A 20,895-nucleotide genomic window follows, 5' to 3' on the forward strand; every position below is an offset into this window, starting at 1 on the left:
GCAGGTAACGGACGCCCAACGGGCAGGCAAGTAGCAAGTAAAGAACGTTTGAATTTTAAGCAGAAGAAAACATCTTCTCTAATTACAAATTGTGAAAATCAAAAAATCCATTTAACCCAAAATCAGGAAATAATACTGCAATGGTTTATAGATAATGGAGACCAAGGTTATTTTAGTTTTGAAACACTATCAAAAGAGACAAATATAAACTATGGAAGTACAAGAAAAGTAATTGATAGATTAGAGAAAATAAAAATTTTAGAAATTGGCGACTATATTTATCAATACAAAAAGAAAGAATACAAAATTAACAGGGATTATTTAGTTCAAATTATAAATTTTAACGATACAACAAACAACGGGCAGGTAGGTAGCAGTCAGGTAACAGGTGAAGGGCAGGTAGGTAGCAGTCAGGTAACAGGTGAAGGGCAGGTAATAAAAAACAGCTCTTATAAAGAAAGAAAGATTCTTTTAAATAATCTTAAAAATCTTTCTTTCTTTTTGAAAAATTCTGATTTTTGGAAAAGTCATTCCCTTACACAAAAAAGAGTGGAAGGCTGGATGACGGATTTTGATATGGATGAAAACTTCGTCATCCAGCAGCTCCAAATGGCAGAAGCAGATCCCAAGATAACAGCAGCCGATGACCCCATGGATTACCTCTACCGTTGTTTTGTCAAAACGGGGGGAATAAAAAAACCAAAACACTTTGAATTTCCTGAAGAGAGAATGGCGAGACTTAAAGCGGAATCTCTTGCCGCCAGTGAATCTCTTTTGAAAAAACAGGAAGAAATCAGGGAAAAAGAAAAGGAGCTTGCCAAAAAAGAAGCTTTTTTATTGTTTTTGCAAAACGAAGAAGCATTGCTGGAAGGAATTATTGAAATAGAAAAATCTCATGTAACAACAAAGCTGAAAGTTGAGATTGATCTGTATAAATCAAGCAGGAAGATTGGAGAGCGGTTGGAAAACCGTTTAAAAATTTATTTTGAATCGGATTGAGGTCTTCTTTTGAAAAATTTTTTTTTATTATTGCTGCTTCCAGCAGTTTGCCTTGCTGCTCCCAAAAATTTTGAAGTAGCAAAGCGTGAAGCACGGGATTTTGTATATTTTGATCGTGCTGATGCAGGAACTTTTTATTGCGAGTGTACCTGGACATGGACTGGTCGTAGCGGTGGCCGTGTTGACCTTGAATCATGCGAGTATGAAGTCAGATCACAACCTATACGAGCAGCAAGGATCGAATGGGAACACATTGTCCCTGCTTCCAATCTTGGCAGACTCCGACAATGCTGGCAGCAGGGTGGCCGCAAGAATTGCAATGCCACTGATCCCGTTTTTAATCTCATGGAAGCTGATCTTCACAATTTAACTCCCGCAATCGGAGAGGTTAATGCAGACCGCAGTAATTTTCGGTTTGGTGTTTTACCTAGTGTGAAAAAGCAACACGGAGCTTGTGATTTCCGTGTTGCTTTTTCAGATCGGGTTGCGGAGCCGAGGGATGCAGTCAAAGGCATGGTTGCCCGTGTATATTTCTACATGCACGACCGCTACGATCTGAATATGAGCCGCCAACAGCAACAGCTTTTCATGGCTTGGCATCGGCAATATCCGGTTTCGAATTGGGAACGGGAAAGAGACAATCGCATTGCAGCCCGTATGGGCCATCATAATCCGTTTGTGACGGGAGAAGCTTCCTGGAGCCTTGGTCACAAAAATAGTGGCTCAGGACTCAAATCAGAGCTTCCTGCAACACATCCTGCCAGACAACAGGTTTCCCCTTCAGTGAGACAGCAAACATCGACCGTTCCAATCATCGGAAATCGGAACAGCAACATCTATCATCTTCCGGTTGGATGCCCCACCTATTACAAAGTTGCCGACCATAATCAGGTTCATTTCAAAACCGAGGCCGAGGCACAACGAGCAGGATTCCGGAAAGCGGGGAACTGCCGCTAAAAAAATCTTAAAAGAAAGGAAAAAAATGTACTCTCTCCAGATCGCATTTCTTGATGAAGCCAAAAACAGCATCGAAATTGTTGGTGGAGCCTCATTCTGTTCAGAAATTGAGTGGGAAAATTCCTGGAAAAACATTGAAAAAGGGTCAGAAAAGGAAAGGTATCTTGTTGATAAAATAGATTTAAGTGGTGACATTGTTGCAGACAAACCCATATCAAAAAGAACGGCTGAAGTCCTGCTTGGCAGGCAACTTTAAAAATTTAAAAATTCAACCATTTTTCAAAACGTACCGCCTTGCCCTGCTCTTGGCGGTACTCAATTTTTTTTTGATAATTGTATCAAATTTTTTAAGTGCCTGTTCTTCCGAAGGTCTCACCCATGCCTCTGCAAGCCCAGAAGCCCCCGTAGCACCGGATTCCTTGACTACATAAAAAAGCCCATCGCCATGGTAGATTCTCACCTCATACCATGCCTGTTTTTTTGACTCAGGAGATACAAGGGAAGCCTTTTTTAAAATATTGAATTTTTGTGTTTTGTCGAAAAAATTAAATGAAAAAGATTCCATATTTATTCCCCCTTTCTTTTTCCTTCTTTTATGATTAAAAAATATTTTTTTTAAAAAAACAAGATATTTTATTTTTTATATCAAAATTACATTAGCGTGTTGTTTTTTTGTTTGTCAAATTGATAAAAAAACCTTGCTTTTAATATGTTAATTTGATATAAAAATATCTAGCTGAAATTTTAAAAAAAGCGAGGTTTTTATGGCTGGATATTGCCGGGAGTGTGGTGAAAAGCTTTGGAAAAGCAATGGTTTTGTTTGTGATTCTTGTAAGGCAATACCGGAGAAATGGCCTTATTCACGCTTTTCCAAAAACGAAAAAGTGGAAACAGAATTCGGAGTTGGAATTGTTGTGGGAATTGACTTGCCTTTATCGAGAGCATGGCGTTGGTTAGTTAAAGTTACCGAGCCTGTCAAAAGGCATAGCCTGATAGAACAAGGAAAAATATTGGCATTTTTTGATAAAGAAATAAGGAGGTTTTGATGGATTATCTTGAAAGACGAGCAGAAGCTTGGCAGGGGCTGGATTGGGCCGACTATAATCATGCAGCTTGGAATTTGAACAAAATTTTGGACGAACTTGGAAAAGAAACTGTCACAGAAGAAGAGGCTGAAGAGTATTATCACGCCCTTCAGGGCCGCATTGATCGGGATACGCTCTATACGTTGCTGACTTTCGAGCGGATGAAATCTGCAATTGATGATATAAACTACGATGAACCAGATAAATCTATAAAATTTGATATTTCTATGGAAATCAAAGAAGACGGGAATGATTCATTTTTTCTGGTGAATGGGGAAGAACTTTTATTTTTGGATGATCTTGAGGAAATTTTCGGGAAAAATTTGTAGATTTGAAGGATATTTCAATGAAAATAAAATTATTTAAAATTGGCGAAAGAAGCGGTTTCTGTCAGGAGATTTTTAAATCTTCGGAAGGTCGGTATTATGCAAGAACATCATGGGATGAAGAAAGTGCCTACTGGTACACTTTCACCGGATTTAAAGGCCAGAATTGGGAGCGTGGAGAAGCAGATACGCCCCTTAAAAAAGGTATTATTTTAGAAATCTGTAATGAAGCTGGAATTCCCCTTTTTTCAGAAGAAATTATTGAAGATCCGGATGGGAATAAAGGCTATGTTTTTAATGGAAATTTCAATAATTGAAAATGTTTAAAGGATGGAATGAAATGGAAAAAAATACTGATATTTGGCCGAAAGACAGAAGAGAAGAACTGGAAATTTTGCTTGATTTGATAAGCGAACTTTCGATGTTAAACAAAGGTTCTGGATTTATCGAGAAAGTTTCTGAGTGCATAGAAAAGTCTCAAAGGCTTAGTCGTTGGGATTTGGATTCTCCTAGAGATTCTTTCACTCAGTTTTTAATTTCACAGGCTGCCGGAGAAAAAAATGAGAAAATTTGAAATTTTCGATTATGAAATATGCTCAACAAGAATTGTTACGGCTCCGGGTATCGTGGAAGCAATGTTGGAATATTTGCCTTGGCCCTCACTGAGTTTAGATATCAAATATTCCCCTTCAAATGGTGAAGCTGAAATTATAGATAAGACCACTGATTTTATATACAAAATCAAATTATTATAGGAGGCTTAAATGACTGCTTTGGTTAAAAGGGAGAGTATAGAAAATCTTGTCCTTATTCATAATGCAATTTCAGAAAGGCTTGAAGCTGCCAGCAACCATTTCAGTGAGGTGATTGATATTATTGAAAATGCAAAATTGCCTCAACTTTATGTTTGGCCTGTAAAAAAACAATTTGAGGATGCTAAAAAACAAATTTTTGAAAATCGGCAGTCATTTTGGCGTTATGCCGCTGAACATTCGGGACTTTTAGGCTTGATGAATGCTTCTCAAAAGAAAAAATTCCAAGAGGATATCTGTTCTCCTGAAACCTTGCCTGAATTTTCCGTTTCAAATATTGAGGCAACTTTTTGGAATCTTTTTGAAAAACAAGAGGAACTTTTTTATTCCGGGTGCAAGGAAACAGTATTTGAGTTGTTAAAATTTGCAAGAAATTCAAGGAAGAAAACAAATAAAAATAATCGGAATCACCTTGATTCCAAACTTATCATTACCTACGGAGGTAGTCATGCTGTGGATATTATCATTGATCTTGAAAAAATATTTCAGAGGCTGGATGGCAATTTGCAGCTTGAGGCCCTTGATAGTTTTCGGAGGGTCGCATACCAAAGAATATACCCATCATATTTTAATCCTCAAGCAGATGAAATCAAAACGGAATATATTTCTGTTAAAAAATTTAAAAATGGAAATCTTCATTTAAATATTTTAAAGGGTGAACTTCTGGACAGGTTAAACGTGATTCTGAATAAAGAAGCTGAAAGCTCGGTGCTTTATGAGTAGGTTTTTTTTGTTCGTTCTTTGTCAATTTGACAAAAAAGGCTTGATTTGTCTTTGTGTTTTTGATAATCTTTTTCTCAAATCTTAACTGAAAACAAAATGTTAAACAGGAGGTTTTAATGAGTGAATTGTCTGTCCATCAAATTCAGCGGATGGTGGGGGGTTAAAAAAGAGAACTTTCATCCAATTAAGAGGATTGAATCATGAGAACAAGACACATCCTTGCCGCATTTGTCCCGGTAACAAGCTGGCTGGCTGACAGGGAAGCCTTGAATTGGGGTGTAACAGGCCACAGCTACCGGGAAGACGCAGACGAAGCCTACATAGCCGCCGCTGAGTACATAAGCGCACACGGCATAGGATCGGGGCTTCTTGTCTTGGGTGAGCGGGACAAGTGGTGCAAGGTATCCATTAAATACAGCGGGACGGCCCATAAGGATTGGGAAGCCGTCAACTTAGACCACATCCAGATTGCCTTGTGCCTGTACGACATGGATAAATATGTGGAAGGAGTTATCGAAGATGAAGCCATAATGAGTGCCATTTGGCGGTGCATGACGCATGTGAATATGACACCTGATGAACTGAGAACGGCCATACTGGAATTGTGTGCCAAAGTGGAGTCATTGGGAGTGGAGAGGGGTGACTGGACATACAATTGCATTGAAAAGGCAATGAGAAGGAGATTGCAAGTATGAAAATGATGAAAATTATTTTTGAAATTCCCGCACGGCTGATAACAAATCCGGAAATACCTTTTAGTGACCTTGGACAAGGTTGGATTGCTATGCAGACAACAAGGCCGATTCTCGGAAATAAAATAATTGAAAATTCCGATTTCACGGGTGGATTTTTTTATGTTGCGATTGATTTAAGTTGTGAATTTGCTGAAAAAAATATTGAAAATAACAAGAAAATGGGAGCGCACATCAATGTATTTGTTTCTGAAGAGCAGAAGCTGAATGCTGCCCTCTTTTTTGTTCCTGAAAAATACCGGAAAACTTATGCTGAAATGATTGTGTCCGGGAACGAAGGTGTCCGGGAAGAGCTTTTTGATAGGCTTGAAGGGAAAAAATATGGGGAATTGTTGGAAGCTCTTTCTTAAATAATTGGGATGTTGTTTCGGTAGGTACTTTAGAAGAATATTTTTTGAAATGGCGTAATGCTCAAGATACTGTATTTTTTCTTGTGCAAGTTGATAAAAATTTGATTGATTCTGTTTCTGCGGCCATCCGAAATGCTGGAGGAACAATTTTATAGGTTTTTTGGTTTAAAAAAATAATTTTTAAAAAAGGATTTTGTAGCATGGATATAAAACAAATAATGGAAGAAAATGGTTGGAGTGTGGATCACGTTGCTGAAATATGCGGTGTCCTGCCTCAGACTGTTTATGGTTGGAGAGCAGGGAAAAATATTCCTGCGTCCGCACAGAAACACATAAATTTAAAAATTAAATCAGCAAAAAAAAACGAGGTAAAACTCGATAATTATGGAAAATGGTTTGTAAAAAATGCAAAAACGGTGTTCGGTTCTCCGCTTCTCCTGGATTGGCTCGAATTGCTGAAAAATAATAATGCGGCTTTGCATGATGACTTGACCAACCCGGTTATATTGCTCCGCAGTAAAATTTCTTTGGAAGAAAGGATGAGGCTGTTTGGTAGCCAGGATACACCTAAAATTTATTACTCTGGAAAATACGGGCCAACAGGAAATCCCATACCTTCAGACGAATTTCTTATAAAAATCAGAAATTCTTATGGTCAATTCAAGGAAACAAGAGTTATCAGCTTGAAGCCGACAAGGGGGTTTGATCGAGAAAATAAAATGATTGAACAGATAAACAAAGTAGGTTTGGAAATAACTGAAATGTTGGAAAAAGCTTTTTTTGAAATCGTCTGAAAAGAGGAAAAAATGGGAAAGATTGCCCCTGTTCGTGCATTGACAGATCCCCGGTTGCTTGGGATTCCAGAACTTTGTGAAAAATACTATCCAGAAATAGCTCCTGTGTCCTTGGGGCTGGAAATATCCCTTTTATTTGAGGCAAAAAAAATATTTAAAAATGATTCAGATACAGAAGAAAAAATGCGCCGTGTGAACCAAAAAATAATTAAACTTTGCCTGGAACATCCTTTACCAACTCCGGAAGCCTGGGGAAGCATGGGGCGAAAGGATCATATCGGACGCTCCTTGTCCGAATCTTTGGCTGGAATACTTTATTTTTCAATTATTTCAGAAAAAGATGCTGCTGATTTGATAGGTGTTTCAGAAGCGACTTTCAAAAAATATTTAAAAAATGAAGAAGAAATGCCTTATTCAGCATGGTTCACGCTTCTTTCGCTTGTCAGGCTTGAAGACAAAGATTCTGAAGATGCAATTTTTGAAAAAATGCAACGATACAGTGATTTTTCAAACGCACTCAGGTTTTTCTTTCTTGGAAGAGATCAGAAGAACTTAGAAATGCCTTGCCCTTTTTGTAACAGAGGCTTGATTTATGCCTATGTCGAAGAGTGGGATGGCTACCATATCATATCAAAATGCAGCGAGGATGGGTGTTATGGCATGTCTGATAAGAGGGATTTGCCTTGCTGAATAGCTTTTGGGATAATTTTTTAAAAATTGAAAATATAAATATTGTAGAGGGTTTGAAAGGCGAGCAAGATATGGATAATTCAGTTCTTTTGACCATTAAATGTGGTCGCCGGGAATACCAAATCACTGAGAAGGATGTTTTTTTGGATAATGGTGCTTGCGTGATGCTTCTTTCGCAAAAAGGCCCTTTTAAGGATTGGCATTATGCTAGTGTTGTATTGCCTCAAAGAGAAATAAAAAGGATAAATAAATTTGAAAAAAAGCAAAAAGCACACAATAACGGGAAAAGTATTCAGATTTTTTCTTTAAAAAATAATTGAAAGAGGATTGTCATGCCTGATTTTGAAAGAATTGTGGATGAATTTAATTGTAGTTGGCGGATTCACCAGAAGAAAAAGCAAGGATAGAAGGTTTTATTGCGGGGAAATCATACGCAAGGAAGCAACTGGTCTATATGGTTCTCTTTCTTGTTTCTTTTTTTGGATTTTCTTATGCTTTGGTTAAAATTTTTTAATTTTTCCGGAGCTTTTTTTTCTGGTTTTTTTATCAGTTTGATAAAAAAATATTGCTTTTTATTGGTTAGCTTGACAATTCAGGATAACGGGGAGTGAGTAGATGCTGGAAAAAATTTCTGTTGATGTACCTGATGGAGCTTGCGGAAAATGGAGAGTAGAAACATTTGAAATTGATGAAAAAAAATCAAAATTTTCAAAAATCCGAAGCATAGCAACAGGTGGAAGAGAAAGCTATATCCCTTCTGGAACATACAAAAGACTGATGTGTGGAACAGAAGTCGTCATGTCTAATACGCCCATGGAAATCAGAACAAATTCAAGATTTATGTTTCTTGCAGAGGGTCATATTTTAATCAATGGCTTGGGCCTTGGCATGGTTCTCGTTGAAATTTTAAAAAAAGATTCCGTTAAATCAATTTCAATTATTGAAAAAAACGAAGAAGTTCTTTCCCTTGTTGCTCCAACATATCAGAAAGATAAGAGAATTAAATTCGTTAATACTGATGCCTTGGAATACAAAGCTGAAAAAGGAATTATTTTTGATTATGTTTGGCACGATATTTGGACTTATATTTGCTCTGATAATTTGCCAGAAATGCATAAGCTTCATCGAAAATATGGTCGCCGTGTAGGGTGGCAAGATTCATGGTGTCGTGCTGAGTGTTTATATAGAAAAAAGGGGGGATCATAATTGGTGTTTCGGGCGTGTTCCTGGTGAAGTTTGGCCTGTGGATGCAGAACCGGAAAATCCCGGAATGGAGTAGCCATGATAAAAGAACTGGAACTCATCAACTGGAAAAGCTTTGAAAAAGCAATACTCCATGTTGACCCACTTACAGTGTTGATTGGCAGCAATGCCAGCGGAAAATCAAATTGTCTGGATGCCCTTCTTTTTCTCAACCGGGTCAGTCAGGGGATCGCTATTTTCCCTGCCATTGCCGGGGATGTGAGTCTTTCCGCATTACGGGGAGGGATGGAATGGATCTGTCGGAAACCGGAAAAACAGTTTCAGCTTTCGGTCACGATGGGGAGTGACAACGAGAAACAGGATTACCGTTATGATCTGACGGTGCTTGTCAATGGGGCAAAAGCCGAAGTTCTTTCAGAAGAGCTTACCCTTTTGACTTACGGCCCACGCCGGGAACATCCCAGAGAAAAAATGTTGTTTCAGACGAAGCAGGAAGAATCCAGTTCACCCGGCATCCCCACTTATTTTTCTACGGGAATCCAGGGAAGGGGTAAGCGACATGATCTGAACCGTGCCAATATCATTCTTTCTCAGGTCGAAACCTTGAATGTGAAAAAGGAAATTCAGGAAGGCGCAAGGCAGGTACTTTCTCAGCTCCAGAGAATTTTCGTTTTTGATCCGATTCCCAGCCATATGTGCAACTACACCCCCCTGTCGGAAAAACTGCTGGCAGATGGTTCAAACATTGCCGGTGTATTGGCGGGGCTTGCAATGGATAGAAAAAAAATTGTCGAAGAAACTCTGACCTTCTATCTCAAGGATCTCCCGGAACGTGACATCAAACGCATCTGGACGGAACCCGTCGGCAAATTCAAAACCGATGTCATGCTCTACTGCGAGGAAGGATGGGAAAACCAGCCTAGTCATGAGGTAGATGCACGCGGCATGTCTGACGGAACACTGCGTTATCTTGCCATCGTCACCGCTATGTTGACCCGTCAACCCGGCAGCTTGTTGGTCATTGAAGAGGTGGACAACGGACTGCACCCTTCCCGCGCCCATGTGTTGATGGAGATGTTGTGTACTCTGGGTAAGCAACGGGGTATTGATGTGATCGTCACCACCCACAATCCAGCCCTGCTCGATGCAGCCGGGGCCAGAATGGTGCCCTTTATCACCGTTGTCCATCGTGAAGATGCTACGGGAATCAGCAAACTGACCTTGCTTGAAAACATTGATGCCTTGTCCAAGCTGATTGCAAACGGAATGCTGGGGAGACTCTCTGAATGGGGATGGCTTGAAGAAGCCTTGAAGCGGGAGGCCAAGCCATGAGGCGCGTTATCATTTTTGATACCAGTATCCTGTGCGTCTGGCTGGCGATACCCGGAACCTTTTATTCCTTAAAAAATTTCTTTAAAGAAAAAATAAATGTGTGTTGCCATCAAAGCGGCAGAGCATGGCATTCAGACCGATCAGGATACAGGATGGGTGCCGTATCCCCTCCCTGCGGATGTTCAGATGACAGCAAGAATGTCACCTTGATCGGGGCCATGTCAAAGTCTTGGTCGCCCATTTGCAGGCATGGCTTGATACGGGGTCAATTGAACTAAAAATTTAAATCCAAATGGATCGGTAGCCATGAGCAGGAGAGGCGGTAGGCATCGAAGAACGATAGATTTAAAATGTTCTCAATGTTTTAAAAAAAATATGTGGGATTGGAAAGCTTCAGGAAGACCCCCACATATGGTATGCTGGAAAAATATTAAGGTGGAAATATCGAAAAGAGGTGCCGCTATTTGCGTCTGTCAAAATTGCGGACACCGCTGGTACTCTTCAGCGATGAAAGCTTTGGGTGAAAGATATCAATGATTTCATTTTCTATTCCCAGGTACGTTCCTCAAATTATTGACCTCGCTTGAACAAATACCGCAAAAAATTTTATCACTTTCGTGATCCCCTGAAATAGAAAAAAGGATGTAGTTGCAGTGCGGATACCGTTTTCTTAGGCAATCTCCGCAAATCCAAAATTTACTTTTTCCGGAAAGCTCAGAAATAAAAAAATATATTTTTGGGGCTTTTATTTTCATTTTACTTTTCATAAATTTTCAATTTTTATTTTCAGCTTGTACACCACAAAACCGCTCGAATCGGAGCAGCGAATTATTGCTGTACCATCCTGAAAAAATTCCGGGATAACTGTATTCTCCCAAGTTGAAAGTTCTCTACAGGCATCCATAACCTCTTGCTCTGTTGCTTCAGTGTCTTGAGGATGGGCAGCACCGTTGAGAATTTCGATGATTAGCGTTTTTAAATTGTTTTTTTTCATGGGTTATTCCTTTCAATTATTTTCTTTTTTCAAAATAATAATCAATTTCCTCAATATCTTTTTCATTCAAATATGTTTTGTTTTTAATCTGTTCCCATTCCGATTGAGCAAGGCCCATGGATTCTATTAGGTCTTTGATGGAATAACCGTTACTGGCATGGGCAAATCCTAATAATTGCATTTCAGCCAATTCAAGCTCAGGAGCAGCTTGAGCTTTATGCTCAATCAATCCACGCACAATGCGAGCATCTGAATTGCCAATACCTCCAAGACGTTTGAACAAATCCCTTGCCTTTTCAATTAACTCATTTTCGGTCAACATTATTTTTGGTTTCCCAGTTTTGCCTGAAGTTTCAAGGTTTTTAAATGAAATTTTTGGTTTTTCAGCTTTGGTATCTTCAAAAAAAAGCAGCTTATCAAATTCAGGAGACATCCGATAAACTGAACAACTCTGCAAAGCTTCGTATGCTCTTCTCAGAGCTTCTACAGCAGGGCCTTGTAGGTTTTCTATGAACGCTTTTTCGGCCAGAATTCTGTATAAGGCCATCGGGTTAATCAAATCCTTTCGATCAGCGTATCCAAAAAAAGAAATAAGTTTTTTTTCAGCTTCTGAATATTCGTATTCCATTTTTTCTGCTCCCTTTTAATAAAATAAAACTTATAACCATTTTATCCTCGACATATAAAAAACTAAAAAATAAATGGGACTTGAAGCCTTTCTATTTCTTTCGATGGAATAACATGAGAAGAAAAATCAAGTTCTTGGATGGTGCAAAGGCCAACTTCCGATGTTGAAAAATGATAAATTAAATATGCCTTTTTAAGATTCTGAAAACCTATCTGGATTTTTCTGTTTTCTGTAATTAAAGCTATTTTTTCTGCGGTTTCCAAATCAAAAAAAACACCATCCGGAAAATCAGCAGAACAAAGATCAGAAATTTGTTGTTTGGCACCCACGAAGAACCGTAAAGACCCGTATTTATTTTTAAATATTTGAATCATTTTTCTGTCCTCTTGTTCTATATAAAAAATCATAAAAGAAGAAAAAATATCTTCCCTGCCAGCTTGTAAGCTATAAAGCAGTATCAGAAGCCCTTCACCGTTTTATTCCTTTTTCAAATATTTAATGTTTTTTCGGTTGAGAATTGGTAGGCATCGGTTTTTTCCGAAACAATACCGTTAAAATAATTATAAAATCCCAATGATTTTTTAGTCTTGGCACAAGTAATTTTTATGAAAAATGGTTTTTTAAATTTTTCCCTTAAAAATTCTGAAAAAGCTTGAAAGTCTGTTATGTTTTTCAAGAACCATGATTTTATATAAAAATAAAAATCTTCCTCTGCTTCTACTGATATTTCAAAGATTGATTGATCCCCGTACGCTTTATATGTATTTCTAATCTCATAGGGAGAATCGGACTTGCAAGGAACGAAATATTTATTTCCCCGGTCACAATAAACAACAGCCGCAGATTCAAAAGACCATCCCTTCAAATCTACCATGTCATCACCGAACCAAAGAACCGGGTTCCCGGAAAAGGGAGAACAAAGCAAGCCGTCTATAACAGGCAAGTCTTTATAAGCCAGGGTTCCGTCTTCTTGTCTCATTAAGCATGTTTCATTCATTGTTGTCTCCTATCATTGCCCCTCCGAAGAGGGGCCGTTTTTTAAAGCTCAAAAATACCGAGATTCGCATTGTAAAGATGAGATATCGTATCTGGTGGCATTGCTTCTGGAAATACTGTTCGGTCTTCAGGAAGCATCATGTCCAGCAGAAAGTTTCGGTAATTGATATTACTGCATTCAATCAGCTCATAATGTCCGCTAAGAAAATAAATCACATACTCGTTTCCTGGCTTCCATCCCAACGGCACCCTGATTTTTGAGGGACAGGGGCCGCTGAAAGGATTGCTTGAAAATGAAACGGGAAGCTCTAAACAGTCTGTGTTGCCGAGTAATCTTGAATTCACGATTTCCATTCTGTTGACTCCTTCTTGCTATTCCTTCTTTCTGGATTTGGTTAATTTGTCCGGTGTTCGCTTTGTTTTTACCTATACTATATCCTGCATGTTGTTTTGTCAATATAGTATTGTCAATCTTAGTTTTAAAAACACTTTTTTCTGAAACACTATTTCCAATACAATTTTTATTTTTTAAAAATAAAAAACCCCAAGGTTGCGAACCAAGGGGTTTTAATTTTTTTATTGGCGATTGTCGCCGCAGGTATTTTTTTTAAATTTTTATTTTTTCAACCAAGTCTTTAGGGGGCCGCTTCAATAATTTAAGCTGGCCCACTGATGTGATTCTATAAACGAGAAGAGTCTGGTCTGTTGTTATTACAGCCACGTATTCAAGATCGTCTATCTTCCAGAGCTGAGGTTCCCCCTCGACCCTTATTTTTTCCTTCTCCTTCAATCCTTTCTGCAATGCAGCTATTATTGCCCTGGTTCCTGGCAATTCCTCTGATATATCGTCTGCAATGCCCATGAAAATTGCCTCTGCAATGCGTTTTTCTTCTATTTGATGCCCCATTTTTTTTCCACCTCTTCAATCGTTATTGGCTCCCAATGCAAATCTAATTCTGCACCGCACTCAATCACTTCTACCAAGCTGATATATCCGATTTCTGCAAACTCGATGTCACTGTTTAAGATTGCAAGGCCAAAGGCTTGATACTGTTCTTCTTCCATGTCTTTTTCCGTAAGATAAAAATGCGAATTTTGAAAAAAATAATGGAGGTGAACAATGGCTTTTTTTCCTAACCCATCTTGCCCGTAGGTTTCGGGCATTGCCTGGAAGCGATGTGCATACTCTTCAATTTTTTTATTATAAAAATCTTTTTCTTCGCTTGGAGTCAGAGTAGAAATATATAAAAATTGAAAATCTGATGTTATTTTTTCAAAAATTTTGAGACTTTCTGAAAAAGACAGACTTTTTTCCCTTGCGGCTTTATTCATATTTATTTTTCTCTTTCTATTTCCGGGGCAAAGGGCCGTATGTCTTTGTGGCTTCGAGGACAACAACTTGACTTGCGGTTTTTCCACTTGCAAAAATAATCTCTTCTGGTCGGCACCATCCAGTTTTCACCGGGCTTTCCAGAGAACCATCGTCCATTTTATAAATCCCATTTTCAAAAAAAATCTGAGATTTTTCGTTTTTTTCCATGGTATTTCCTTTTTATTAAAGATTAGCTCCGACTCCGGGTGTCTTTTTTTGTGAAAATCATATATCTTTAACCTTATATTGTCAATATAATTTTCTGAAAGATACCACTGTGAAGAATACTCGGCCAATTTGTCTTGAATTGTTATAACAAAAGTTGTAATATAAATAACAATAACACCTATTGAAAAGGAAACTTAAAGTGAAAACACAGGTCAGAAAAATTGGGAACAGCTTGGGGAGCATTATTCCCGCTACTTTGATTCGGCAATTAAGACTCAAGGAAGGATCTGAAATTTTTGTCAGAGAAGAGGGGGGAAAAATTGTTTTTGAGCCTGTTCAAAACTCAAAAACCTTTTTGCCCTTCAGTGAAAAGGAAATTCTTAAAGGATTGAATGCACATACCGCACATGCGGATGCATTGGCAGATCTTTCAGAAAAAGAAATGGGTGAGTGATGTCCCTACGGTATATTCCACAAAGAAACGATATTGTTTGGCTTGATTTTGATCCAACCAAGGGGCGTGAAATTGGAAAATATAGACCTGCCTTGGTGTTATCCAGCAAAGAATACAACAAGCAAACGGGACTCATGATATGTTGTCCCATAAGCACGAGTATTCGTGGTGGCATTGCCGAGATCCCGGTGAACAATTTAGAAAAGCCTTCTGTTGTAGCTGCAAGCATTATTCAAACCTTGTCCTGGAAAGACAGGGATGCCAAAAAAATTGCAACAGCAGAAGATGGCGTTTTAAAAAAAACGTTGGCTTGCCTGATCCCACTTATAGGAGCAGATATTTTTTTTAAATAAAATTTTAAAATATCTCGCCCTCGTTTGCTGAAAATCCCGTGGCTGAAGCCAGGAACTTTACGGCGACTTTCGGTAAAAAAGGAGTTTCTGTGTCAGATAATACAGATAATATTGTAACCCGGAACGAAAATAAGAAAAAAAGAGGAAGGCCAAGAAAATATGCAGATGATGCAGCTCGATCCAAGGCTTGGAAAACAAAAAACAATGAATGTCGTCGTTTAGATTGTTTCATATCCCCATCTGTATCCTGGCGTATCAGGAAGCTTTCAAAGGCATGGAAAATACCCATTTCTGAAACGGTAGAGCGCCTTCTTCTTGAAGGCTGTGAGAGTTATGAAGATTTACTTTTTGATGAGGATGAAAATTACGTTCCGGAAACTAAAATATAAAAATCGGTTTTTTCAGGAATATTTTTTTGCGTTTTATCTCTGATTTAAAAACTCAAAAAATTGTTTTGCTTCCAACCTTCTCTTCATTTTTCCATCGATGACTCTCATAAGAGTCCACCAAAAGAATTCTGTTGTCCGACATGCGCCGGATATGAGGCGATACTATCACCGGGGAAAGCGTGAGATCGTCTGTATTCAGTTTTTTCCCATCGGTCTGTCCTTTGTCCTTCCTGTCTATAAATTCTCTGCCCACGGTTAAAGTGGTGTAGCTCCAGGCACGAACAGGAAGGGTTTTGCCTTTCCTCTTTTTCTTCTTTTCTGATTTCTTGCCCGGTTTTTCCTCTGAAGAAGGGGATTCAAAGGCAGGGCCGAGCTTTAAATGCTCAGTTGTGACACCATCCTTTTTCCCCGCACTTTCGATGTAGTAGCTTGCTGCAAAAACAAACTGCAATACCTTCAGGGCTTTTTGATTCTCTTCCTTTGTGAAAATCCGTCTTTCTGGGAACCCGTCTAAATATCCATACATTTCTGTATCCAGAAGTTTTCCGCTCTTTGCAAGATCGGCATTGATTTTAAACTGATCCGATTTAATAGAAAAAATAAAAATTCCATCGGGTTTAAAGAGACATACAAAAAAATACCGCAGCTCTCCTTTAGCGTCCTTGGCTTGGTACGCAAGAATACAGCCGATATTTTCAAAAAGTGTCGAGTTTGAAGCTATGCTGTCTGTTTCTATCAAAAAGGTATTCCCAGACCATGAGGACGGAGGATTTTCAGGAATGAATGTAAGGCGTACTGTTTCCAAAAATGAAGCAGTTTCTTTTTTTGCCACATACACTGTGCGGTTTGGTTGGCTTTGCCAGAATGTGTATCCAGCAGCAATATTTTCTAAGCCTGATCCCATTAGGGAAAGGTCGTATCCGCTTTTCAAAAGCACTTCCACCACCCTATTCATCATCAGGGAAGAGGAAAGCGGAGCCGGGAATACTTCTTGATTGTGTGTTTTAAAATTTTTGAAAAATCCTGAAATCGGCTTCCAGGTGAAATCTGATCCCATTTTTTTTCAACCTTCCTGATTTTCTCCAACAAACTGGTATTCCCCCCGCTCAACTTGTCGTATCTTGCCCAACTTTTTTAGTCTGAAAACGATGTTTCTTAAAACTTTGTCCTCCAATGGCAATTTTTCTTTCAATTCTTGGAATGAAACAGTTGTTTCTTTATTTTTTTTATAAAAATTAAAGACTAAATCCGTTTTTTTGAGCCGAGTCTGATTTGGAGATGTCTTTTTAGTGTTTTTTTCTTTTCCAGGGCTGATATTCGTGTTTGTTAAGGCTGTTCGTTGGTTTATTTCAAATATTTGTTTTTCTATTCGATCCAATCTTTCAATTAAATTGCTTAAATCTAAGGTGATTTCACCCTGTAAATATGTCTTTTTATCTGATTTTTTTTTTGCCATGGAATCCTCTTTTTTATTGTCCATTGCGTACTAGGCGTACATGGTAGTTGTTGTTTTTGTAGTGGAAACTGGCACCGCCGTTGTTGAAATTGAAAGTCCACGCATTATCGGTACGGTTGCGGAGGGGCAAGGAAGACCAGAACCAGTTTGATGGGGTGTTGGGAAAGGCATCGGCATGGAGAGTGGGCTTCCGGTACTCTCCTTTTCGTTCACAAAGACCACCAAATATCATTGGCCTCCATTCCATTCGTTTCCCGGAACTGCAATATATAAGAGTATTCAATTCTTCAAGGTTGGGAACACGCCAGTCCGACTTTTCTGCAAAATGCTGGGATTTCCCCGCTGCCATAGCAGCATCCCAGGTATATATTTTTGCAACCCCTGTGCAGACACTCCCGTTCCAGGTCTGGCCCAGGGAACAGCGCATCCATTGCAGCCCGGTCTTGGTGTCCGTTACCGTGCCATCGCCATTGTCCCGGTAAATACCCACAATCAAAGCGATATCCGAAGGCTTTTCAGCGGAAGAAGACCCTTTTGTCTTGTAATCTTTTTCCCACACAGGAATAAAAGATTCATCTATCCACCCGAAAGCAGGCAAGGACACAAATGAAAATACCACTAACCACAAAACAATATCTTTAAATTTAAGGAATAACATTTCGATACTCCTTTTGGGATACTTGCAAAATGATTTCACCTTCGCTGGTTTCCGAAGGAACTATCTCTAAATTTTTGAAAAGAGCTTTTCCTGGGTTTGTGAAGTGAAACTTTGATATGCCTGAAAAAGATTTTTCAGAAGAAAGCTGGTCTATATCTCGCCTTGTCCAAAGACTCGGATCTTTGTTTTCTTGGCTATGAGTATTAAATGCATGGCTGACGCTTAGGCCGCTCAAAATTTCAATGCTATTACTTTTCCCGAATACTTCTTGATACAGCGCACTATCTTTTATAAAAAAATCACCATCATATTCATCGTAACAAAAAATCAATGGTTCAAAGAAAATCTTCTCATCTGCTTTTGCTCGATCCCTGCAATCTTCAAAATAAAGAATAAAGGCATTTTTGATTCTTGAAAATATAAAATTTTTTAAAACATCTCTGGTATCCATAAAGATGAGCCTTTCATAAATATTTTTTTAAAAATAATGGACGTTCTTCGAAGTCTATTTCTTTCTGGTTAAAGCCTGGACGCTTTGCATACTCGAACTCAAACATCAAAACCTGAAGATCTTCAAAAGCTAAATTCACACTACCGTCCAAATCCATATAACCCAAAGCTATCCAACGATGGATCATTCCCGGATCTAAATTCAATTTGCCGCCCAAAACCTGAATAGTCTTTTCCGCTGTCAACCAACGCGCCTTTAATCTCCTTCGGGCTTTTTGGATTTCTTCTTTCAGAGCTTCCTTCTCCTTCCCGGAAAAAAAACGCTTCGGTCTATGTTGTTGCAAACCAATTAAAATTTTCTCCGATGAAAGGTGCTCATGCCGCTGGGGATTCACCAGCGACTGCCAAAGGACTTTTTCAATGTACGCAATCTGGCTTTCTTTGACCGACAAGATGCCCCCCTTAATGTAGTTCAGCTCTCCCAAAGCTCTTTTTTGTATAATATACTTCTTTTAAAAAAGAAGCAAAACATTAAAAATTTCTTTCCAATTAAAAAAACAAAATCCGATCAGGAAACAGTGTCAAAAATTACAGTATAGTATAATTATATAGGACTGTAAAAATCCGCATCCAAGAAAATGACTCACGACATGATACGGCAATATCTTTAATCAAAAAGAAGTGTTACAAAGACATTTAGTGTCAAGGTGTGTCAAAACAAGTGTCAAAATGGCCTATTTTTGTTTGGTTTTTTTTGCCGGATTTTGACACCTTTTTTGACACTTTTATTAAGGTTAAACTTTTGGTTTTATTTTAAAAATGGCTTTTATAAAATTTTCCATTTTGACTGTCAAAATGACTGTCAAAATCATGAAATATAATATACTGTACAAGTAGAGATAAAAATTATTTTTGTTTTATGTCTATAAAAGCAACTGATTTTCAATAGATTTTTCTGCCTTGTTTTTATGTTTGTTCTTTGAAAGTCTGTTTCCACGGGCACAATTTCCAGCTCTGTTTTTGTTCTTTTCGATAAAAACCCCATCTTTTTTTGACAAAAAACTGCCTTTTTTTGGGCTGTTTTATGCCGTTTTCTGGTTGTTTCTCGTATGAAAACCGCCTATTTTTTGGTTGTTTTATGTCATTTTTTTTAAAACTTTAGCATAAAATGACCTGTTTTTAGGCTGTTTAAGGGAGGTTTTGACGCTATCTTTTGCCTGTTTTTTGGCAAAACAGTGTTTATTAAATTTCGATTCTGCCATGAATTTGCCAGTTTTTTGCTGAATTTTTTAAAATAATATTTTGCTGAATACGTTTGCTTTTTTAACCAGTTTGCTATTTTTCCTTTAGAAAGGAGAAAAAATGGATCAGGTTCTTGGGGTGCTTCTTGTTTTTGTGATTCTTTGGGTGCTTATCAAGGCACTTGATGAAGTTTTTTCGGAAAGAAATAAAGGGAAGAAAGCTGAGGTTAAACTTGCAAAATTTCTCGAAAGGAATCTTGATTCTACTGAATATTATCTTTTCCAAGATGTTACCGTCCCTGCTTTTAAGGGAAGAACTACCCAGATAGACATTGTAATAATTTCGGTTTTCGGTATTTTTGTGATTGAAAACAAAGATTTTTCCGGTACAATTTTTGGTAAAAAAGAAGAACCTTATTGGATTCAGGTATTTAATAAGGAAAAATATTTTAAATTTAAAAATCCGATCCATCAAAATTTTGGGCATATTAAAGCTCTTCAAAATCTGCTTAATATCCCATTCGAAAACTTCTTTTCGATAGTTGTCTTTTCTGAATCAGCAAAATTTGGTGATTTTATCAGTGATGATGTGGTTTCTCCAGGCGAAAGTCTCTTTCTCGTAAGAGAAAAAAACAAAGTTATTTTTTCACTGAAAGAAGTAGTAACCTTTGTTTCTAAGCTTAAATCGGAACGCATGGAGCCTGGGCTTGAAACCAATAAAAAACACATTGAGACTATCAGGAATCGTCCTGAATGCCTTTTATGCGGATCTTCTATGGTTTCGAGAGTTGCAAATAGAGGCCCGAGAAAAGGAATGGAATTTTGGGGATGTTCAAGATTTCCTGATTGTAAAGGGGTTAAGAATCTAAAATAAAAGCCTTGCATTTTTTTAATAAGATTCTATATTATTTCTAATAAAGACTCACCCTTATTTTTAAAGGTGATAACAAAAAATTTTAAAAAGGATTTTTTAAAATGACGAATTTCGTATTGGCTATTAAATCAGTCTATATTGATATTTTTGATTATTTTGGATTTTGGCTGCTCGATGAAGCTGCTCACGCTATGGCTGTTTTGACATTCTTGGGTCTAATTGCTGTTTGTATCTATTTCGTGAAAGAAAAATTGCCTTGGTTCCAAGAATATCAAAAAGAGACGGCTGATGATGTGATGGAAAAACTAAGAAAAAAGGATGAATATGATATTGAATTTATAGATTGGACTACAGATAATAGAGGATATTTGACCTCTGGTGATGATTTTACAACAATCATAAAGAAGCGCAAAAATAAAGGTTAACAACAATAAAAAAATATAAAAAAGGCCACTCAAATTTGGGTGGCCTTTTTTGTTCAGGATTTAGCGAATTTGATTTATCGCTTGCTGTGTTTTAGGGTTTATATCTTTTTCCATTTCTTCTTTTTTATCCTCAATCATTACACTCTCCCTATTGGCTAAAAGCTCTTCAATTCTTTCCCAATCTTTATCAGTTAATCCAGAAAGAAGTTTTTCCCGTTCTTTGCTCAGTGGTTGATTTTTGCCGGAAGTACCTGGGGTTGCACTTGCAGGGCCAGCAGCAGGGCCAGCACCGGGAGCCGCAGTCATGGGCGCAGCCGTTCTTGTCTCAGGAGCCAGGGCATTCCGATCAGCATGGGCAGCTCCGGGAGTACCGGAAGCACCGGGAGCCGCAGCCATGGCCGCTCTTGCTTCAGG

At 38.2% G+C, this 20,895-nt stretch carries 36 protein-coding genes; 21 read left to right on the plus strand and 15 right to left on the minus strand.

Annotated elements, in window-relative coordinates:
- The 3 genes from BR04_RS16235 to BR04_RS16245 form a co-directional block, all read left to right on the plus strand.
- The coding region (locus tag BR04_RS16235) for a hypothetical protein (protein ID WP_496357073.1) at positions 1-999 on the plus strand (999 nt) is incomplete at its 5' end.
- A 9-nt stretch (positions 1,000-1,008) separates the two neighbouring features.
- Positions 1,009-1,956, plus strand: coding sequence for an endonuclease (locus tag BR04_RS16240; protein ID WP_496357074.1), 948 nt, complete (start codon positions 1,009-1,011; stop codon positions 1,954-1,956).
- Between the two features lie 25 nt (positions 1,957-1,981).
- On the plus strand, positions 1,982-2,212 hold the full coding sequence (locus BR04_RS16245) for a hypothetical protein (RefSeq protein WP_496357075.1): 231 nt from the start codon (positions 1,982-1,984) through the stop codon (positions 2,210-2,212).
- A gap of 12 nt (positions 2,213-2,224) precedes the next feature.
- On the opposite strand, the gene BR04_RS16250 is transcribed toward BR04_RS16245, so the two are convergent.
- Complete coding sequence (locus BR04_RS16250; RefSeq protein ID WP_496357076.1) at positions 2,225-2,521, minus strand: hypothetical protein; 297 nt, start codon at positions 2,519-2,521, stop codon at positions 2,225-2,227.
- A gap of 199 nt (positions 2,522-2,720) precedes the next feature.
- On the opposite strand from BR04_RS16250, the gene BR04_RS16255 reads away from it, so the two are divergent.
- The 13 genes from BR04_RS16255 to BR04_RS16315 all read left to right on the plus strand — a co-directional run bounded on the left by BR04_RS16255 (position 2,721) and on the right by BR04_RS16315 (position 10,023).
- Positions 2,721-3,002: a hypothetical protein gene (locus tag BR04_RS16255; RefSeq protein ID WP_496357077.1), complete on the plus strand. Its 282-nt coding sequence runs from the start codon at positions 2,721-2,723 to the stop codon at positions 3,000-3,002.
- The gene (locus BR04_RS16260; RefSeq protein WP_496357078.1) at positions 3,002-3,370 is read left to right on the plus strand and encodes a hypothetical protein; all 369 of its coding nucleotides are present in this window, start codon (positions 3,002-3,004) and stop codon (positions 3,368-3,370) included. Before BR04_RS16255 ends, BR04_RS16260 begins: the two co-directional genes overlap by 1 nt.
- 17 nt (positions 3,371-3,387) lie before the next feature.
- Positions 3,388-3,684, plus strand: coding sequence for a hypothetical protein (locus BR04_RS16265; protein ID WP_496357079.1), 297 nt, complete (start codon positions 3,388-3,390; stop codon positions 3,682-3,684).
- 23 nt (positions 3,685-3,707) lie between these two features.
- Entirely contained in the window at positions 3,708-3,941 is a 234-nt protein-coding gene (locus BR04_RS16270; RefSeq protein ID WP_496357080.1) for a hypothetical protein, read from the plus strand.
- Positions 3,928-4,122 (plus strand): hypothetical protein, encoded by a 195-nt coding sequence (locus BR04_RS16275; protein ID WP_496357081.1) that lies wholly within the window; start codon positions 3,928-3,930, stop codon positions 4,120-4,122. The genes BR04_RS16270 and BR04_RS16275 overlap by 14 nt, the downstream gene beginning before the upstream one ends.
- Before the next feature lie 9 nt (positions 4,123-4,131).
- Positions 4,132-4,902, plus strand: a complete 771-nt coding sequence (locus BR04_RS16280) for a DUF4942 domain-containing protein (RefSeq protein WP_496357082.1) — start codon at positions 4,132-4,134, stop codon at positions 4,900-4,902.
- Between the two features lie 200 nt (positions 4,903-5,102).
- Positions 5,103-5,597: a hypothetical protein gene (locus BR04_RS16285; RefSeq protein ID WP_496357083.1), complete on the plus strand. Its 495-nt coding sequence runs from the start codon at positions 5,103-5,105 to the stop codon at positions 5,595-5,597.
- Positions 5,594-6,004 carry a hypothetical protein gene (locus BR04_RS16290; protein ID WP_496357084.1) on the plus strand — a complete coding sequence of 137 codons (411 nt, stop codon included), beginning with the start codon at positions 5,594-5,596 and terminating at the stop codon, positions 6,002-6,004. Before BR04_RS16285 ends, BR04_RS16290 begins: the two co-directional genes overlap by 4 nt.
- 200 nt (positions 6,005-6,204) lie before the next feature.
- On the plus strand, positions 6,205-6,798 hold the full coding sequence (locus tag BR04_RS16295; protein ID WP_496357085.1) for a helix-turn-helix domain-containing protein: 594 nt from the start codon (positions 6,205-6,207) through the stop codon (positions 6,796-6,798).
- A 12-nt stretch (positions 6,799-6,810) separates the two neighbouring features.
- Positions 6,811-7,488 (plus strand): hypothetical protein, encoded by a 678-nt coding sequence (locus BR04_RS16300; RefSeq protein WP_496357086.1) that lies wholly within the window; start codon positions 6,811-6,813, stop codon positions 7,486-7,488.
- Positions 7,482-7,808, plus strand: coding sequence for a hypothetical protein (locus tag BR04_RS16305; protein ID WP_496357087.1), 327 nt, complete (start codon positions 7,482-7,484; stop codon positions 7,806-7,808). The genes BR04_RS16300 and BR04_RS16305 overlap by 7 nt, the downstream gene beginning before the upstream one ends.
- A gap of 295 nt (positions 7,809-8,103) precedes the next feature.
- Positions 8,104-8,694: a hypothetical protein gene (locus BR04_RS16310; protein WP_496357088.1), complete on the plus strand. Its 591-nt coding sequence runs from the start codon at positions 8,104-8,106 to the stop codon at positions 8,692-8,694.
- 75 nt (positions 8,695-8,769) lie between these two features.
- Positions 8,770-10,023 (plus strand): AAA family ATPase, encoded by a 1,254-nt coding sequence (locus BR04_RS16315; protein WP_496357089.1) that lies wholly within the window; start codon positions 8,770-8,772, stop codon positions 10,021-10,023.
- 763 nt (positions 10,024-10,786) lie between these two features.
- Here the strand turns inward: BR04_RS16315 and BR04_RS16320 are convergent.
- From BR04_RS16320 to BR04_RS16355, 8 genes are all read right to left on the minus strand, one after another.
- Positions 10,787-11,017, minus strand: coding sequence for a hypothetical protein (locus tag BR04_RS16320; protein WP_496357090.1), 231 nt, complete (start codon positions 11,015-11,017; stop codon positions 10,787-10,789).
- Positions 11,018-11,033: 16 nt separating this feature from the next.
- The gene (locus tag BR04_RS16325) at positions 11,034-11,645 is read right to left on the minus strand and encodes a hypothetical protein (RefSeq protein ID WP_496357091.1); all 612 of its coding nucleotides are present in this window, start codon (positions 11,643-11,645) and stop codon (positions 11,034-11,036) included.
- 62 nt (positions 11,646-11,707) lie between these two features.
- Complete coding sequence (locus BR04_RS16330) at positions 11,708-12,019, minus strand: hypothetical protein (protein WP_496357092.1); 312 nt, start codon at positions 12,017-12,019, stop codon at positions 11,708-11,710.
- 113 nt (positions 12,020-12,132) lie between these two features.
- Positions 12,133-12,642, minus strand: a complete 510-nt coding sequence (locus BR04_RS16335; protein ID WP_496357093.1) for a hypothetical protein — start codon at positions 12,640-12,642, stop codon at positions 12,133-12,135.
- 41 nt (positions 12,643-12,683) lie between these two features.
- On the minus strand, positions 12,684-12,995 hold the full coding sequence (locus tag BR04_RS16340; protein WP_496357094.1) for a hypothetical protein: 312 nt from the start codon (positions 12,993-12,995) through the stop codon (positions 12,684-12,686).
- Between the two features lie 253 nt (positions 12,996-13,248).
- Complete coding sequence (locus BR04_RS16345; RefSeq protein WP_496357095.1) at positions 13,249-13,548, minus strand: hypothetical protein; 300 nt, start codon at positions 13,546-13,548, stop codon at positions 13,249-13,251.
- Positions 13,533-13,973 (minus strand): hypothetical protein, encoded by a 441-nt coding sequence (locus BR04_RS16350; protein WP_496357096.1) that lies wholly within the window; start codon positions 13,971-13,973, stop codon positions 13,533-13,535. Before BR04_RS16350 ends, BR04_RS16345 begins: the two co-directional genes overlap by 16 nt.
- A gap of 16 nt (positions 13,974-13,989) precedes the next feature.
- Positions 13,990-14,181, minus strand: coding sequence for a hypothetical protein (locus tag BR04_RS16355; RefSeq protein WP_496357097.1), 192 nt, complete (start codon positions 14,179-14,181; stop codon positions 13,990-13,992).
- A gap of 199 nt (positions 14,182-14,380) precedes the next feature.
- On the opposite strand from BR04_RS16355, the gene BR04_RS16360 reads away from it, so the two are divergent.
- From BR04_RS16360 to BR04_RS16370, 3 genes are all read left to right on the plus strand, one after another.
- Complete coding sequence (locus BR04_RS16360) at positions 14,381-14,635, plus strand: AbrB/MazE/SpoVT family DNA-binding domain-containing protein (protein ID WP_496357098.1); 255 nt, start codon at positions 14,381-14,383, stop codon at positions 14,633-14,635.
- Positions 14,635-14,988, plus strand: coding sequence for a type II toxin-antitoxin system PemK/MazF family toxin (locus BR04_RS16365; protein ID WP_496357099.1), 354 nt, complete (start codon positions 14,635-14,637; stop codon positions 14,986-14,988). The genes BR04_RS16360 and BR04_RS16365 overlap by 1 nt, the downstream gene beginning before the upstream one ends.
- A gap of 89 nt (positions 14,989-15,077) precedes the next feature.
- Complete coding sequence (locus BR04_RS16370) at positions 15,078-15,377, plus strand: hypothetical protein (RefSeq protein WP_496357100.1); 300 nt, start codon at positions 15,078-15,080, stop codon at positions 15,375-15,377.
- Positions 15,378-15,429: 52 nt separating this feature from the next.
- Here BR04_RS16370 and BR04_RS16375 read toward each other — a convergent pair whose 3' ends face one another.
- From BR04_RS16375 to BR04_RS16395, 5 genes are read right to left on the minus strand one after another with little or no spacing between them, the layout of a single operon-like run.
- Positions 15,430-16,434 carry a hypothetical protein gene (locus BR04_RS16375; protein ID WP_496357101.1) on the minus strand — a complete coding sequence of 335 codons (1,005 nt, stop codon included), beginning with the start codon at positions 16,432-16,434 and terminating at the stop codon, positions 15,430-15,432.
- A gap of 6 nt (positions 16,435-16,440) precedes the next feature.
- The gene (locus BR04_RS16380; RefSeq protein ID WP_496357102.1) at positions 16,441-16,833 is read right to left on the minus strand and encodes a hypothetical protein; all 393 of its coding nucleotides are present in this window, start codon (positions 16,831-16,833) and stop codon (positions 16,441-16,443) included.
- A gap of 13 nt (positions 16,834-16,846) precedes the next feature.
- Positions 16,847-17,491 (minus strand): Lcl C-terminal domain-containing protein, encoded by a 645-nt coding sequence (locus tag BR04_RS16385; protein ID WP_496357103.1) that lies wholly within the window; start codon positions 17,489-17,491, stop codon positions 16,847-16,849.
- Positions 17,478-17,942: a hypothetical protein gene (locus BR04_RS16390; protein ID WP_496357104.1), complete on the minus strand. Its 465-nt coding sequence runs from the start codon at positions 17,940-17,942 to the stop codon at positions 17,478-17,480. Before BR04_RS16390 ends, BR04_RS16385 begins: the two co-directional genes overlap by 14 nt.
- 13 nt (positions 17,943-17,955) lie before the next feature.
- Entirely contained in the window at positions 17,956-18,393 is a 438-nt protein-coding gene (locus BR04_RS16395; protein ID WP_496357105.1) for a hypothetical protein, read from the minus strand.
- Between the two features lie 910 nt (positions 18,394-19,303).
- On the opposite strand from BR04_RS16395, the gene BR04_RS16400 reads away from it, so the two are divergent.
- Both BR04_RS16400 and BR04_RS16405 read left to right on the plus strand, forming a co-directional pair.
- A complete protein-coding gene (locus tag BR04_RS16400; protein ID WP_496357106.1) occupies positions 19,304-20,056 on the plus strand; it encodes an NERD domain-containing protein in 753 nt (250 codons plus the stop codon).
- A 101-nt stretch (positions 20,057-20,157) separates the two neighbouring features.
- Entirely contained in the window at positions 20,158-20,481 is a 324-nt protein-coding gene (locus tag BR04_RS16405) for a hypothetical protein (RefSeq protein ID WP_496357107.1), read from the plus strand.
- A 60-nt stretch (positions 20,482-20,541) separates the two neighbouring features.
- On the opposite strand, the gene BR04_RS16410 is transcribed toward BR04_RS16405, so the two are convergent.
- Positions 20,542-20,895: hypothetical protein (locus tag BR04_RS16410; RefSeq protein ID WP_496357108.1), on the minus strand; the 354-nt coding region annotated here is incomplete at its 5' end.

It is taken from the genome of Desulfobotulus sapovorans DSM 2055, assembly GCF_059569355.1.

Bases quoted from the DNA above. Each gene is read 5' to 3' on its own strand.
- BR04_RS16245 (WP_496357075.1), top strand. From the start codon at position 1,982: ATGTACTCTCTCCAGATCGCATTTCTTGATGAAGCCAAAAACAGCATC.
- BR04_RS16250 (WP_496357076.1), bottom strand. From the start codon at position 2,521: ATGGAATCTTTTTCATTTAATTTTTTCGACAAAACACAAAAATTCAAT.
- BR04_RS16255 (WP_496357077.1), top strand. From the start codon at position 2,721: ATGGCTGGATATTGCCGGGAGTGTGGTGAAAAGCTTTGGAAAAGCAAT.
- BR04_RS16260 (WP_496357078.1), top strand. From the start codon at position 3,002: ATGGATTATCTTGAAAGACGAGCAGAAGCTTGGCAGGGGCTGGATTGG.
- BR04_RS16265 (WP_496357079.1), top strand. From the start codon at position 3,388: ATGAAAATAAAATTATTTAAAATTGGCGAAAGAAGCGGTTTCTGTCAG.
- BR04_RS16270 (WP_496357080.1), top strand. From the start codon at position 3,708: ATGGAAAAAAATACTGATATTTGGCCGAAAGACAGAAGAGAAGAACTG.
- BR04_RS16275 (WP_496357081.1), top strand. From the start codon at position 3,928: ATGAGAAAATTTGAAATTTTCGATTATGAAATATGCTCAACAAGAATT.
- BR04_RS16280 (WP_496357082.1), top strand. From the start codon at position 4,132: ATGACTGCTTTGGTTAAAAGGGAGAGTATAGAAAATCTTGTCCTTATT.
- BR04_RS16285 (WP_496357083.1), top strand. From the start codon at position 5,103: ATGAGAACAAGACACATCCTTGCCGCATTTGTCCCGGTAACAAGCTGG.
- BR04_RS16290 (WP_496357084.1), top strand. From the start codon at position 5,594: ATGAAAATGATGAAAATTATTTTTGAAATTCCCGCACGGCTGATAACA.
- BR04_RS16295 (WP_496357085.1), top strand. From the start codon at position 6,205: ATGGATATAAAACAAATAATGGAAGAAAATGGTTGGAGTGTGGATCAC.
- BR04_RS16300 (WP_496357086.1), top strand. From the start codon at position 6,811: ATGGGAAAGATTGCCCCTGTTCGTGCATTGACAGATCCCCGGTTGCTT.
- BR04_RS16310 (WP_496357088.1), top strand. From the start codon at position 8,104: ATGCTGGAAAAAATTTCTGTTGATGTACCTGATGGAGCTTGCGGAAAA.
- BR04_RS16315 (WP_496357089.1), top strand. From the start codon at position 8,770: ATGATAAAAGAACTGGAACTCATCAACTGGAAAAGCTTTGAAAAAGCA.
- BR04_RS16320 (WP_496357090.1), bottom strand. From the start codon at position 11,017: ATGAAAAAAAACAATTTAAAAACGCTAATCATCGAAATTCTCAACGGT.
- BR04_RS16325 (WP_496357091.1), bottom strand. From the start codon at position 11,645: ATGGAATACGAATATTCAGAAGCTGAAAAAAAACTTATTTCTTTTTTT.
- BR04_RS16330 (WP_496357092.1), bottom strand. From the start codon at position 12,019: ATGATTCAAATATTTAAAAATAAATACGGGTCTTTACGGTTCTTCGTG.
- BR04_RS16335 (WP_496357093.1), bottom strand. From the start codon at position 12,642: ATGAATGAAACATGCTTAATGAGACAAGAAGACGGAACCCTGGCTTAT.
- BR04_RS16340 (WP_496357094.1), bottom strand. From the start codon at position 12,995: ATGGAAATCGTGAATTCAAGATTACTCGGCAACACAGACTGTTTAGAG.
- BR04_RS16345 (WP_496357095.1), bottom strand. From the start codon at position 13,548: ATGGGGCATCAAATAGAAGAAAAACGCATTGCAGAGGCAATTTTCATG.
- BR04_RS16350 (WP_496357096.1), bottom strand. From the start codon at position 13,973: ATGAATAAAGCCGCAAGGGAAAAAAGTCTGTCTTTTTCAGAAAGTCTC.
- BR04_RS16355 (WP_496357097.1), bottom strand. From the start codon at position 14,181: ATGGAAAAAAACGAAAAATCTCAGATTTTTTTTGAAAATGGGATTTAT.
- BR04_RS16365 (WP_496357099.1), top strand. From the start codon at position 14,635: ATGTCCCTACGGTATATTCCACAAAGAAACGATATTGTTTGGCTTGAT.
- BR04_RS16375 (WP_496357101.1), bottom strand. From the start codon at position 16,434: ATGGGATCAGATTTCACCTGGAAGCCGATTTCAGGATTTTTCAAAAAT.
- BR04_RS16380 (WP_496357102.1), bottom strand. From the start codon at position 16,833: ATGGCAAAAAAAAAATCAGATAAAAAGACATATTTACAGGGTGAAATC.
- BR04_RS16385 (WP_496357103.1), bottom strand. From the start codon at position 17,491: ATGTTATTCCTTAAATTTAAAGATATTGTTTTGTGGTTAGTGGTATTT.
- BR04_RS16390 (WP_496357104.1), bottom strand. From the start codon at position 17,942: ATGGATACCAGAGATGTTTTAAAAAATTTTATATTTTCAAGAATCAAA.
- BR04_RS16400 (WP_496357106.1), top strand. From the start codon at position 19,304: ATGGATCAGGTTCTTGGGGTGCTTCTTGTTTTTGTGATTCTTTGGGTG.
- BR04_RS16405 (WP_496357107.1), top strand. From the start codon at position 20,158: ATGACGAATTTCGTATTGGCTATTAAATCAGTCTATATTGATATTTTT.